Origin of the sequence: Streptomyces sp. H27-C3 (genome assembly GCF_030063415.1) — a bacterium.
In the GTDB taxonomy this organism is placed as follows: domain Bacteria; phylum Actinomycetota; class Actinomycetes; order Streptomycetales; family Streptomycetaceae; genus Streptomyces.
Window position 1 is genome coordinate 36,883 of the sequence record NZ_JASITA010000010.1, and the last position, 12,700, is coordinate 49,582.

Sequence of the window (12,700 nt, forward strand, 5' to 3'; positions counted from 1 at the left end):
CAGGTGTTGTGGTTCATGCACGCAGGGAACTACTGCGGGCTCGGTGGCGGCCACCGCGGGGGCGGGGATGGTCGTCGACCTCGATTCGCGTGCGGGTGCTGCTCCGGTGTGGTTCGTCTCTGAGGCGGATGGACTGCCATACCCGCTCGTGGAGTTCGGAGATGCAGGGGTCACAGGCGAACATCGGCGCCTGCATGCCCGCGACGCTCGCTGGCCCTATCCATAAGACGCGTGTCCGGCGTTGGCCGCAGTACAGCCAGCAGACACCGTCGACCCACGCGTTCGAGTCATCGGTTTGGGCGGGCGTGGGCAGACCTTCGTGGGCGTACGCCGCGATCCCGGGAATCACCAGGTGGTTGAGCATCAGGAGTCTCCAGTTCGGTTCGCGTCTTCACCGGTTGTGGGTGGGGAAGTCAGATGGCGCCTTGCGGTGGTGACTACTGGCGGATGTACGTGAGTCCGGGGGCGCGGTCGAGGTCGAGGGTGAAGCGGTCGACCTGGTCTGTGCTGCTGGGCACGGTGAGGGTGTAGCCGTTGCCGGCGTAGATGCCCAAGCCCGTGGGGGTGAGCTGGTCGCATGTCCCTCGGCGCCACAGGTGGAGAGCGTCGGCTCTGCGGGTGAGGCGAAGGCTGCCGGGGGCCTGGTCGCAGGCGAAGGTGCCGAGCTCTGTGTGCTGGCCGAGGTAGTCGGGTGTGGGCTGATCTTGTATGCCAGTGCTTGGGGCTCGCTCCCGGGCTGCTGCGCGGACGAGGGCTTCGTTCTGGGCCAGCGTCGGCTGCTGGTGGAGGTCCCGGAGGATGGCGGCGGTGACACGGTCGGCCGAGAGCCCGGCGTTGTTGGACAGGGCGATCACGCGTAGCCCTGATGCTTCCACGCGGGCAGCGGCGGAGAAGCCCTGTTCGTGGCCGTAGTGGAAGACAGCAGTGCGCCCGGGGCGGGCGTCGGCGTAGAGCCCGGGGCCGTAGAGATAGGGCTCGTGGTCGCTGGGCTCGTAGGCGACCGTTTCCTGCCAGGGGAGCTGTTGGGGGTGCTGCCAGTGCTGGTGGAGGTGGGTGAGCCAGCGGTCGAGGTCGCCGACGGTGGTCCATAGGGTTCCGGGGCCGGGCAGGGTGACCGGCACTTCTGTGTGCCGCCAGCCGTGCTGGGTGGCCTGGTAGGCGGATGCGGCTTCGGGGATGAGCTGGCGCGGGTCCGTCTTGAAGTGGGTGGCGTGCATGCCGAGCTGGCCGAAAATGCGGTGCCGGGCGAGTTCGGACAGCGTGGTGCGGTGGACCGTTTCGAGGATCTCTGCCAGGAGGAGGTAGTTGGTGTTGCTGTACAGGAAGTGGCCTTCGGGGACGGCGCGCTGGTCCTGGCGGTAGGCGAGGGTTCGCAGGTCGTCGGCCGTGTAGTGGTCGAGGTCCCGGAAGCCGGCGAGGGAGAGCAGGGACTCGGCGTCGCGTATGCCCGATCGATGGGTGACCAGGTCCGCGATGGTGACGTCGCTGATCTTGAGTCGGGGCAGCAGGTCCGCGGCCTGCTGATCCAGGTGCAGGAGGTTGTCGTGCGCGGCGATCAGGATCAGGTGGGCGGTGATCTGCTTCGCGACCGAGCCGACGTTGAAGCTGGTGTCCGATCCGATGGGCAGTCCGTGTTCGAGGCTAGCCAGACCGGTGTGCAGAAGAGCGGGCTCTTCGCCTGGCCGGTGGACTAGCAGGGACAGGCCGGGCTCCTCGTCGCGGGCCGCGTTCACAGGGCGAGTGCCTGGCGGTGGGCGGCAGCGAGGAGGTAGCGGAGACCATCGTCGCTGATCAGCTCCAGAGCGCGGGCATGATCGGGAGCGGTTCCGGCGAGGAGGCTTCGCTGCTTGTCGAGGTATGCGGTCAGGAACCGGTGCAAGTCTCCCGTGGTGCTGGTCAGCGCGTGCGCGGTGAACAGCATGGTGAGCGGGAACGCCCAGCAGGCGTGGAGGAAGCCGAACGCCGGCCGCTTCGTCTGCTTCCACGGGGAGTAGAAGTGCACGGTGTCGCTGATCTTGCATCCCGTGGCCGCGAGCGCGTCGTTCAGCCAGTTGTGCCCAGCCTCGTGGATGAGTCACGGGCCAGGACCACCGGGTCGTCGACGTGGTCCATGAAGACCGTGCCCGGCAGGCGGCTGATGCTCCAGCTGTCGAGGGTCTCACCGAGGTTCTTCGTCCGTAGAAGGCACAGGACGACTGCGTGCGCGGCTAGCAGGTCGCCGAAGCCCGCTCGTGCGGCGCTGGCGTACGCGTCGGCCGCGAGGCTGCACAGGTGGGGCAGGGCGGCTTCGGTGCCGGGGCCCAGGACGTAGTAGGGGGTCTCGGAAATCGCGGATCGGGGCAGGTCGGCGAGTATGGGCGTGACGACCACGCGGGCGCCGACGGCGGTGGGGACGGAGTTGGTGGTGGCCCCCGCGTCGGGGTGGGCGACGTACCAGTCGAAGGTCGAGGCATCGCTGGCGCGGGCGGCTGCTTCGGCTCCTTCGAGGGCGTGGTGAGCCAGGCAGAAGTCGGCCGCCGTACTGGTGCTGGGCTGAGGCGCCTGGGCTCCGGGGCGGATGATCGCGTGGATGCGCTGCGTCCGCTCGTGGTGCAGACGGCCGATCGGCGGGAGGGCGAAGAGGTCGGCGAGGACGTGCATGAGGCGGCTCTCCTGTTCGGTGGTGGGCCTGGGGCCGGGCCGCAGGTGCTGACGGCCCGGCCCCAGGTGTGTTCACCTGCTGCGTTCAGCGCGCCGGGCGGCTGTGGTTCAGGCGGTGGTGGTCTCCGCCTCGGCCGCCGGCCAGCCCTCGGCCGAGACGCTGGAGGTGTGGGCGGTGGTACGGACGGTCTCGTCCTCGCCGCGCAGGTCCTCGACGTTGGCGAGGAAGTCGGCGATGCGGTCCTGGTTCATAAGGTGTTCCGCCTTTCGGTCTCGTTGGCTTCCGCTTGTTCCGCTTGTTCCGCTTGCTCTGCGGTGGTGCCGGGTGCGCGGCGGTGCTCTCGCCCTGGGCATGAGGGGCTCCCTCGCGTTGATCAGCGTTGGTGGAGGTCGGCCGCTGTGCGGAGCGCGGTGTGTAGGTCGTCCATGGCGGGGCGGTCACCCGCGTCGTCGGAGAGCGCGGCGGTGACGATGCTGCGCAGCGGCTCGAGGATGAGGGGGAGTTTCGTGCGGCCGGCGAGGCGGGGGATGTCCGCGCACAGGTACCGGTAGATGAGGACGGCGAGGCTGAACACGTCGGCGGCCGGGGTGGCCTCGTGGTAGCCGGTGAGGTACTCCGGCGGCCAGTGGACCTCGGGGCCGCGGTGTTCAGGCCCGCGCGGGGTGGACAGGCGGCGGGCGGCTCCGAGGTCGGTGATCAGGCCCCGACCCTGGTCGATGAGGATGTTCTCCTGGTAGACGTCGCGGTGGACGATTCCACGCTGGTGCAGGTTGCCCAGGCCGCCGGCGACGTCGGCGAGGATGCTGAGGCCCTTACCGGTGTCCTTGGACGTGGCCATGAAGGCCCGGAAGTTCCCGCCGTCGCAGTGCGGCATGGTGTACCAGTCGAACCGAACCGAGCTGCCCTGTTGCAGCAGCGGGACGATGTGATCGGTTCCTCCGGCGGCGGCGGTCAGCTCCGCCTCGTGGCCAAAGTCTTCGCGGGTGAGGGCGCGTTCGGTCTCCGTCATCTGCGCGTACCAGTAGAAGCCGTACGCGGCGAGCCTCTCGCTGGGGTCAAGCTCGGCCAGGACGTGGTAGCTGCCGAACCCCGCCTTGAGTACGACGTCCTCCTGGCTGGGGCGGCTTGCTCTGACCAGGGTGCTGGCCCGCGTGAACGCCAGGAGGTCGCTGATGTGCCAGCCGTCCGTGCGGAGCTGATCGAGGACCCAGGCTGCGGGATGCATCGGGTGCAGGTTCATCGGCTCGCTTCCTTGTTCGGGGCCGTCGGGCTATCGGCCGAGCGGAGGTCCTCCATGCAGGCATCGACCAGGGCTTCGAGGTCGGCATGGGTCGTGCAGGGGTGCTTCAGCACTGGCAAGCCGGTGGCCTTGGTCCAGGCGTCGGCGGCCTCGTGGTAGAGGTCGGTCAGCCGTACAGCGGCCTCGGGCTGTTCGGTGAAGCGGCGCTCTGTCGCACGTCGCGTGATGCGGTCGTGGCAGATGTCGGGCTCGGTGGTCAGCAGAACTGTCAGCTGCGGACGGGCCTGGGTCTGCTCGGCGAGGCGCTCGACGTACGCGTCGGCGGGCTGCCGGTGGAGCAGGGCGAGCAGGCAGGTGGTGGAGAGGGTGAGCCGGTCGGCGAGGACCGGGCCCTCGGTGAGGGCGACGGCGATGTTGAAGCGGGAGTGCAGAGCCAGGTCCTGGGCGGCGGCCTCGATGGCCTCCGGCTCGTCGCCCCCGTGCCCGGCTCGCAGGTGGATCAACGTGCGAGTGGCCGAGTGGGAGAGCCAGGAGAACTGGCCGATGTGGCTGAGGGAGATATCCTCGGCGTGGGCGGTGGCCAGGAGCCGGTCTCGCAGGGTGCTCTTTCCGGCGCCGGCTATGCCTTCCAAGGCCAGGAGCACGCGCTCACCCGGCCGCGGTGGGTTCGGCGATGAGCCAACTGATGAACTTGGCGACCCGGCCAGCGGTGACCGGGAGGGTTCCGTGCGCGAGCTGGGAGCCGTACAGCAGGGCCGTTCCGGGGGACGGGGCGACGCTCCAGCGGGTGCGGGGCATCTGCTGGAACCAGGTCGCTGAGTTGTCGGCTCCGTCGTGGGCCAGCCACATGCCCTCCGCGTAGCCGTTCGAGGCGGCATCGGGGGCCTTGCCGTTCCACAGCCGGTCGTTGGAGGCGGTCTCGACGTAGAAGTCGCCTCCGGCGTCGGCCTGGGTGATCACGACGCTGATGCCGGCGATCTGGCGGGGCCAGGCGAGTGGGTCGGGGGCGATGCCGTCGAGGTGGCTGGTGATGTGCTGGCCCACGCCGTACTCGATGTACGTCCACGGGCGGCAGAGGGTGATCGAGGGCATGACGCGGGAGAGGGCCGGGCGAGCGCGTTCGAAGGCGTCACCCAGGAGCTTCTCGGCGGCCTCGGGGATCGAGGGGATCTCGACGCGTCCGGCTGGCTCGTAGACGGCCATGGCCTGTTCGGGGCTGTGGCCGGGGATTTCGTGGATGGAGGTGCGGCGCTCGTCACCGAAGCTGCTGGTGCCGCCGCTGGTCAGGACGTCGTTCATCAGGTCGGCGAGGTGGGCACGCTCGGCGTCGCTGAGGAAGTTCTCGATGCTTCCGACGCCGACGGTCTCGGCTATGTGGATCACTTCGTGGTTCCCCCTTGTTGGAGCACGTGGTGGATGTCGTTCAGGTCCGTGCAGTGGTTGAGCCAGCTGACGACCGGGCTGCGGGTGGCGGCCAGCGGGTCCTGCCACAGGGCGAGGAGTTCTCCGGTCAACGGCAAGGTGGCGCTGTCGGGCAGCAGGCCAGCATCAGGTGTCTCGGCCTGGGCCAGGGCGCGGCACGAGGTCTTGTGCTGCTGGGCGAAGACGAGGGCGAGACGGGATGCGGCCGCGATACGGCAGGCCCGCAGGAGAGGGTCCGCGGGTAGCGGCAGGCCGTACGAGCGGTGTTCGGTGACTGCCCATGCTTGGGCGATGCCGGCGCCGGAGGCTGCGATGCGGCAGGCCGCGCAGCACCGGTGGTCGGAGTCCGGGCAGAGGCGAAGGTGCTTGCCGAGGGTGGTCGCGATCTCGTCTAGGACTGCCCAAGCGGTACTTGCCAGCACGGTACCGATGTCTGGCTGTCCGAATCCCGAGGTGTCCTTGTGGTTGCAGCAGGCCTCGCCCGCTCGGGGCTGCTTCCTGGAGGTGAGGACGGGTTCGATGAACAAGGTGTGGAAGTAGGCGATGCGCCCCAGGAGCTGGTGGATGGTGACCGCGTCGCCGGGCTTCATCGCAGCACCCCCTCGGGGGCTTGCGGCAACACCGGCAGCGGGCAGGCGCACACGGATTCGGCCTTGGGGCACTCGGCGTCGAGGGCTGCGGCCAACACAGCGGTGGCCTCGTTCAGGCGGTCGAAGTAGCCGTCCCACACCCGACCGGAGCCGGGGTCCAGGCTCAGGTCGAGGACCGGGGTGGTGGCGCCCGTGTTCTCGCAGGTGAGCTCCGAGCGGCCGACGTTGACCTCGATGCCTGCGGGCAGGAGGGCGCTTGTGAAGGTGGCGGCACGGCACAGTGCCGCAGCAATATGGGCGTACTCCTGGCGGTTGCGGGGGAGGAGCCCGATGCGTAGACCCGTCGGGGCCAGGTCCACGCCGGTGTACTGGTGGCCCTGGCAGCTGTCGTACGTGACGAGCCCCCAGGCTCGGGTGACCGTGTCGACCAACGGCCAGACGCCGGGTTCGATGGCCGCCCGCCACATCGGGTGGGCCGGGGTGAGATCGTCGGCCTCGTGGACGCCGGCCAGGCCCACGGTGTTGATGTTGCCGTGCTCACTGGTGTGCAGCCTCACTTCGCCTCGGGCGAGGTCGGGAGCATCCCAGCTGGTCAGGAAGGTGTTCACGTTGCGCATGCTGTTCGGGGTGCGCGGGCGCCAGCGCAGGCTCTGGCACCAGGCGCCGGCGGGTTGTGCGGGCTGGGCCAGCAGCGCGGCGACGCCGTCGATCATCCGCATGCGGTAGTCGCAGTACGCGTCGTGATCGTTGGCCGGGTCCCTGCGCCAGCGGGTGGCGATGCACCCTCCGCCGCAGGTGGTGCGGTAGTCGCAGGTCGTGCACTTGTCCATCAGGGCTTTGCCCTGATTCAGGAGGAGGGAGTCCTGCTGGGCGCGGACCACCTCGTGCTCGTCGGCCGTGGACTCCAGCTGGGTGAGGCGGGCCTGGGGCCAGGGCAGTTCGTCGCAGCTTCCGAGGCGGCCATCGGGGTAGAGGGTGAAGACGTGGTCGCACTTGAGGTCGGAGAAGTGGCAGAACCCCGTCGTCAGACCTCGTAATCGCCGGATCGTGGAGACGGCCGGTTCCAGCTTGATGCGGGTGAAGTGCCCGGCGGTGATCCAGTGGGCGGTGGCGGTGAGGACGAACTGGGCGTACTCGTCGGGATGGATCGCCCAGGCCGGGCCATCGGCTTCGTTCACGGCAGCCTGCTGAAGCAGTCGGCTCGCCGACTTGCGCCTGCTCGGCAGGGCCGTGGAACGGCGGATCGTGGAGTCGAAGCAGGGTACGAAGCTGATCGCGTTGACCGAACCGAAGCCGGCGAGGTGTTCCAACACCTCTTCGGCGCGGTTCAGCACCACCGGGGTCACGGCGGCGATCACACCGACGCTCCGGCCCCGCTCCGCGAGAAGGTTCAGGGCGGCGGCGACGCGCGGATACACGGGCTTGCCGTCGTAGCCGACGCGCCAGGCGTTGCCCTGGGCGTCGCCGTCGAGCGAGATGCCGATCCGGAGGTCGGGGCAGAGGGCGTCGAACATGTCGAGCCAGTCGGCGTCTAGCAGGACACCGTTGGTCTGCAGGCTGACGCGGACGACCTGCGGCAGGCCGGCCAGCTCCGCGAGGATCTCGCCGATCTGCTCGCGCCCCGCCGTCAGGGGCTCGCCGCCGTGGAGTTCGACGGCGAGCTTGCGGCCCTTGAAGGGGTGTGACCGAGATACGTGCCAAAGGGGCAACGGGATGATCTTGAAGCCCTGAACGCCCGGCCGTCACCCGTTCGTCTCAGTGTCGTTGGTGGTGATGCTGACCGTCGTCTGGGGCCTGGGGTGGGTTGTGACATCGATCGAACGGACCGCGTATCCGCGGTTCAAGCGGCTGATCACCGCGCACGAGTTGCATCTGTTCTTCTCGCCGACTCGCGGTGAGCTGGAGTGGTCGGCCGATGCCACGGACTGCGATGAGCATCTGCTGGCCCTGCTGCTGATGCTGAAGTCGTACCGGCGCATGGGGTGTTTCCCGGCAATGGAGGACGTCCCGGAGATGGTGGTGGACTTCGTGCGGCGGGCGGTGGAGCTGCCGGAGGGCACGCTGCCGGTGTACCGGGCGGAGAGGACGGCCAAGTATCACCGAGGCCTGGTCCGCAAGCATGTCGGCGTGACGTACGACCAGGCCAGGGCCCGGGGGATCGTCGAGCAGTCGATCCGCAAGGAGGCCGCGGCGAAGAACCGCCCGGCGGATCTGATCAACATCGCGCTGGAGAAGGTGGTGGAGGCCGGGCTGGAGCTGCCGGGGTTCTCCACCTTCGACAAGATGGCCTCGAAGATCCGCACCGAGGTGAACGCCTCGATCCGCGCGGGCATCCACGACCGCATGAGTGCCGCTCAGCGGGCGGGGATCATGCGGCTGCTGGAGGAGCGCGACAGCGACGGGACGACGCTGTTCAACCGGCTGAAGAAGCCCGCGCAGGGTCCGACCTGGTCGCACTTCAAGAACCTGACCAAGCGTCTGGAATGGCTGGACAGTCTCGGCGACACCGATGTGTGGATGGACGGTGTCGCCGCGGGGAAGATCACCGACTTTGCCGGGGAGGCGGATGCGGCGGATGCCTCGGAGCTGCGGGACTTCGTCCCTGTCAAACGCATTGCGCTGGTCGCGACCCTGACGCACAAGGCGAGGATGCGGGTGCGGGACGACCTCGCGACGATGTTCTGCAAGCGCGTGGCGACGAAGATCAAGAAGGCCAAGGCGGAGCTGGAGGAGATCCGGCTCGCCGAGCGGGAGATCGTCGAGGCCCTGATCGGGAACTACCGCACCGTGCTCAAGCACATCGACGAGGGCGGCCCGGCCCAGGAGGCGTTGGAGAAGGCCGCGGCCATGACCGCCGAGGCCCGCCAGGCGCTTCAGGGCCTGGACGAGGAGGCTTCGGTGGACGAGGTCGCGACGCGGCTGGAGGGCCGAGTCTCCCCTGCCGTCCTCGCCCTGGTGAAGGCCCAGATGGTGCAGGCCAGCGGGCTCGGCGCGGTCACGCGGGCGGTGGAGGGCTTCGGCGGGTTCGCCAAGCAGTACGCGCAGATCGAGAAGGTCTCCGCCCACCACGGGAACTTCTGGGAAGTGCTGCTGTACGGGCAAATCAGCCGGGACCGGGCGGTGATGTTCGACCTGGCCGACAACGACAAGCTGAAGTTCACCACGACCAGCGAGGACAGCCGGGTACTGGACGCCCTCGCGCACGCACAGCGGCACCAGGCGGCCCGCGGCGAGTACATCACCGCCTTCAACGAGGAGGGCAAGGAGGTCGACATCTCCTTCGCCACCCAGAACTGGCGCAAGGCCGTGGTCGACAAGACCCGGACCGGGCAGTTCGTCCGCAAGCACTTCGAGGCGATGGTCTTCACCGCGCTGGCGGAGGAGCTGCGTACCGGCGACGTCGCGGTGGTCGGCTCGGAGGAGTACGCCGACTGGTCCGAGCAGCTGCTGGCCTGGGAGACCGTCCAGGAGACGCTGGGTTCCTACCTGGTGGAGGTCGGCCTGTGCGAGGAGGGCGAGACCGCAGAGTTCGAGGCGAAGTTCTTCCGCCGGCAGCTGGAGGACAAGCTGCGAGGCGCCGCCGCGGCGGCGGACGCCGGGTACCCGGAGAACGAGGGCCTGATCGTCGACCCGGAGACGGGCATCCCGTCGCTGAAGGCGTTCAGGGCTGACGGTCAGCGGCCCTCGGCGAAGCGGCTGGAGCAGGAGATCAAGGCCAGGATGCCAGAGCGTTCCCTGATGGGGATCGTGGCCCGGACCGCGTACTGGGTGGAGTGGTGGCGCCGTTTCGGTCCCCCGTCGGGCAACGAGCCCAAGCTCATCGACCCCTTGGGCCGCTACGTGATCGTCACGTTCGTCAAGGGCACCAACATGGGCCCGTACGAGGCCGCCCGGCACATCCCCGGCGTGAGCGGACACGAGCTGTCGTACGTCGCCAACAAGCACTTCTCGATCGTGCTGCTGAACGAGGCGATCGCCGGCCTGGTCAACGCGCACGCCCGCCTGGACATCTCGCAGGCGTGGGGCGACGGAACCGTGGTGGCGGCGGACGGCACCCACATGGACACCTATCTCGACAACCTGCTCTCCGAGACAAGCGTCCGGTACGGCAAGCCGGGCGGCATCGCCTACCACCACGTCTCGGACACCTACATCGCGCTGTTCACGCACTTCATCCCGTGCGGCGTGTGGGAGGCCGTCTACATCATCGAGGGCCTGCTGAAGAACACCAGCGAGGTGCAGCCGACCACCGTGCACGCGGATACCCAAGGCCAGAGCTTCCCTGTCTTCGCACTCGCCCACCTGCTGGGCTTCGATCTGATGCCCAGGATCAGGAACTGGAAGGAACTCACCTTCTACCGGCCCTCCAAGCAGACGGAGTACGTGCACATCGACGCCCTGTTCGGCGAACCGGGCAAGAACACAATCGACTTCGACCTGATCGAGTCCCAGTTCCGCCACCTGATGCGCGTGGCCGTCTCCGTCCGCGAGGGCACCATCTCCTCCTCCACGCTGCTCAAGCGCCTGCGCTCGGGCTCGCGGAAGAACGCCACCTACGCCGCCTTCCGCGAGGTCGGCCGCGTGATCCGCACCGTGCAGCTCCTGCGCTACCTCTCCGACGCACCGCTGCGCCGGCGGGTGACGGCGGCCACCAACAAGGTGGAGTCGTTCAACCGGTTCTCTCAGTGGATCGGCTTCGGCAACCGTGGCGTCATCGCCGACAACGACCCCATTGAGCAGGAAAAGGCGATGAAGTTCAACGCGCTGCTCACGAACGCGGTGATCTTCCACAACGCCCTGGACATCGCGGAGATCGTGCGGCAGCTGCTGGAGGAGGGATGGGAGATCGACCCGGAAGACCTGGCGCACATCTCGCCGTACCTGACCGAGCACATCAACCGGTTCGGCGAGTACTCCACGCACGAGCTCGGCATCCAGCCCGACGCGTACGACCCGAAACTCGACGTCGACTTCACCCCGCTGCGCGAGCAGGACCTGACCGCTGCCGGACTCGACCAGGCCGCTTGACCGACCGCGAGCTGCGTACGACGATTGCGACCGGCGCTTGAGCCTGCGCGCCGGCCGAAGTGCCGGTGAGCGCACCGGCGCAGATCCTCACCGCTGCATCTGCTACCCAGGACTTCTGTAGGTTGGCCATCGCGGACCCGCCGTCCGGGCCGGTCCTGAAGGCACCCGCTGATCACATCCGTCCGAAGGAGCTGAGCGACCCTCTGACACCAGTTGCGGCTGAGGTCTCGTACCCGGCGCAACGCCCGCTACCGGGGCTGACCGCCCCCGTTGTCCTCGAACAGGTCTCGGGTACGGCGCAGCAGCGCCTCCCGTACGTGGTCCGGTGACAGGATCCGTAGCGTGGTGCCCAGGCTGAGGAGGTATGTGGCGAGCTGGTCGGCGTCGTTGCCGCCGATTTCGACGATGGTGGCATCGGGGCCGTCCGGGTGATGGGTGCCGATCGTGGGCGGGACCAGCCGTAGCGCCTGGTCCATGGGGTGCGCTAGCCGGACTGTGACATAGAGCGGGTACACGACGCCCGCGATGGATCGAGAGACGAGGAGCGCCGGGTCGGGCGGGTCGACGAGTTCGACGGTATGTCCGGTCGGCTGGACCTGTACCACCCGGTCGGCCCGGAATGTCCGCCACTGGTCCCGGGCCACGTCCCGGGCGACGAAGTACCAGCGGCGGCCTGTGTGTACCAGGCGGTAGGGGTCGATGTCCCGAACAGTGGCCTTCCCCGCATGGTCGCGGTACGAAAGACGGGTGCGCTCGCCACGACGGCAGGCGGCGGCCAGTTCCAGCAGCACGCCGGGCGAGATCTGACGTCCCTCGGGCCTGGGAGTGTGTACGAAGGTAGCGTCCATCTCCCCCAGCCGGTCCGCGATCCGGGGCGGTAGGACCTGCCGTAGTTTCAAGAGCGCCGACAGCGCGGCCTGGTCGCTGCCCAGGACGCCGCTGAGCGCGGCCTCTCGCAGCGCGATGGCCACGGCAAGCGCCTCCTCGTCGTCGAGGATCAGCGGTGGCACTCGGGTGCCACCGCCGAGGCGGTAGCCGCCCCAGGGTCCGGGGTCGGACTCGATGCCGTAGCCGAGTTCCCTCAGCCGGGCGATGTCCCGCCGGACCGTGCGGTCGGTGACCGCCATTCGCTCGGCCAGCTCGCGGCAGGTCCACGTCGGTCGAGTGGACAGCAGCGAGACCAATCGCAGCAGGCGGGCGGAGGTGCTGATCACATCCCGAAGTGTTCCCCATGACCAGGACCGGAACTGTCCTGGTTCCGTCATAGCGTCCTCCCCATGAGTACCGAACCCACATCCGGACCCGCAATCCGCTTGCTGTCCGTCGACTTCGATTGCCCAGACCCCGCCGAGCTGGCCCGCTTCTACGGCGACGCGCTCGGCTTGCCCGTCGTCTACTCCAGCGACGACTTCATCCTGCTCGGTCGGGAGGGTTCACCTGGACTGGGCTTCATCCGGGTGGCCGACTACCGGCGTCCGACCTGGCCGGACCCGTCCCAGGGCAAGCAGGCTCACATGGAACTGGGCGTCGACGATCTGGACGCCGCCCACGCACGGATGCTGGCACTGGGCGCCATGGAACCCCCTGTCCAACCGCACCCCGATCAGAGGAGGGTCCTGCTGGACCCCGCAGGCCACCCCTTCTGCATCTCCACGCAGGACTGAGCGTCAGCGGTCGGCCGACGACCACGGCCGCGCGCCCACGCAAGATGGCGAACTCGTCGTTGTCCTCAGTAGGAGGGCGGCGGGAGTGCGACCGGAACAGGCATAGCGAGTAGGA

12 protein-coding genes are annotated in these 12,700 nt (G+C 68.6%); 2 read left to right on the forward strand and 10 right to left on the reverse strand.

Features of this window, described 5'->3' with window-relative positions; translation table 11 throughout:
• Positions 1-437: 437 nt before the first annotated feature.
• The 9 genes from QMK30_RS11960 to QMK30_RS12000 all read right to left on the reverse strand — a co-directional run bounded on the left by QMK30_RS11960 (position 438) and on the right by QMK30_RS12000 (position 7,602).
• Positions 438-1,733 carry a serine hydrolase domain-containing protein gene (locus QMK30_RS11960; protein WP_283517516.1) on the reverse strand — a complete coding sequence of 432 codons (1,296 nt, stop codon included), beginning with the start codon at positions 1,731-1,733 and terminating at the stop codon, positions 438-440.
• Positions 1,730-2,071, reverse strand: a complete 342-nt coding sequence (locus tag QMK30_RS11965; RefSeq protein WP_349362066.1) for an aKG-HExxH-type peptide beta-hydroxylase — start codon at positions 2,069-2,071, stop codon at positions 1,730-1,732. The genes QMK30_RS11960 and QMK30_RS11965 overlap by 4 nt, the downstream gene beginning before the upstream one ends.
• Positions 2,044-2,640, reverse strand: a complete 597-nt coding sequence (locus QMK30_RS11970) for a hypothetical protein (RefSeq protein ID WP_283517518.1) — start codon at positions 2,638-2,640, stop codon at positions 2,044-2,046. Before QMK30_RS11970 ends, QMK30_RS11965 begins: the two co-directional genes overlap by 28 nt.
• A gap of 108 nt (positions 2,641-2,748) precedes the next feature.
• Positions 2,749-2,892, reverse strand: a complete 144-nt coding sequence (locus QMK30_RS11975) for a hypothetical protein (RefSeq protein ID WP_167347301.1) — start codon at positions 2,890-2,892, stop codon at positions 2,749-2,751.
• Between the two features lie 122 nt (positions 2,893-3,014).
• A complete protein-coding gene (locus QMK30_RS11980) occupies positions 3,015-3,881 on the reverse strand; it encodes a protein kinase domain-containing protein (protein WP_283517521.1) in 867 nt (288 codons plus the stop codon).
• Positions 3,878-4,525, reverse strand: a complete 648-nt coding sequence (locus tag QMK30_RS11985) for a nucleoside/nucleotide kinase family protein (protein ID WP_283517523.1) — start codon at positions 4,523-4,525, stop codon at positions 3,878-3,880. The genes QMK30_RS11980 and QMK30_RS11985 overlap by 4 nt, the downstream gene beginning before the upstream one ends.
• 4 nt (positions 4,526-4,529) lie before the next feature.
• Complete coding sequence (locus QMK30_RS11990; protein WP_283517525.1) at positions 4,530-5,264, reverse strand: hypothetical protein; 735 nt, start codon at positions 5,262-5,264, stop codon at positions 4,530-4,532.
• Positions 5,261-5,893, reverse strand: coding sequence for a hypothetical protein (locus tag QMK30_RS11995; RefSeq protein ID WP_283517527.1), 633 nt, complete (start codon positions 5,891-5,893; stop codon positions 5,261-5,263). Before QMK30_RS11995 ends, QMK30_RS11990 begins: the two co-directional genes overlap by 4 nt.
• Positions 5,890-7,602, reverse strand: a complete 1,713-nt coding sequence (locus QMK30_RS12000) for a radical SAM protein (RefSeq protein WP_283517529.1) — start codon at positions 7,600-7,602, stop codon at positions 5,890-5,892. The genes QMK30_RS11995 and QMK30_RS12000 overlap by 4 nt, the downstream gene beginning before the upstream one ends.
• A gap of 97 nt (positions 7,603-7,699) precedes the next feature.
• Between QMK30_RS12000 and QMK30_RS12005 the strand changes: the two genes are divergently transcribed.
• A complete protein-coding gene (locus QMK30_RS12005) occupies positions 7,700-10,921 on the forward strand; it encodes a Tn3 family transposase (RefSeq protein WP_283517530.1) in 3,222 nt (1,073 codons plus the stop codon).
• A 248-nt stretch (positions 10,922-11,169) separates the two neighbouring features.
• Here QMK30_RS12005 and QMK30_RS12010 read toward each other — a convergent pair whose 3' ends face one another.
• Positions 11,170-12,135: a helix-turn-helix transcriptional regulator gene (locus QMK30_RS12010; protein ID WP_267844156.1), complete on the reverse strand. Its 966-nt coding sequence runs from the start codon at positions 12,133-12,135 to the stop codon at positions 11,170-11,172.
• A gap of 63 nt (positions 12,136-12,198) precedes the next feature.
• On the opposite strand from QMK30_RS12010, the gene QMK30_RS12015 reads away from it, so the two are divergent.
• Positions 12,199-12,585, forward strand: coding sequence for a VOC family protein (locus QMK30_RS12015; protein WP_267720470.1), 387 nt, complete (start codon positions 12,199-12,201; stop codon positions 12,583-12,585).
• The last annotated feature ends 115 nt before the right edge of the window (positions 12,586-12,700 follow it).

Bases quoted from the DNA above. Each gene is read 5' to 3' on its own strand.
- QMK30_RS11970 (WP_283517518.1), bottom strand. From the start codon at position 2,640: ATGCACGTCCTCGCCGACCTCTTCGCCCTCCCGCCGATCGGCCGTCTG.
- QMK30_RS11975 (WP_167347301.1), bottom strand. From the start codon at position 2,892: ATGAACCAGGACCGCATCGCCGACTTCCTCGCCAACGTCGAGGACCTG.
- QMK30_RS11980 (WP_283517521.1), bottom strand. From the start codon at position 3,881: ATGAACCTGCACCCGATGCATCCCGCAGCCTGGGTCCTCGATCAGCTC.
- QMK30_RS11995 (WP_283517527.1), bottom strand. From the start codon at position 5,893: ATGAAGCCCGGCGACGCGGTCACCATCCACCAGCTCCTGGGGCGCATC.
- QMK30_RS12015 (WP_267720470.1), top strand. From the start codon at position 12,199: ATGAGTACCGAACCCACATCCGGACCCGCAATCCGCTTGCTGTCCGTC.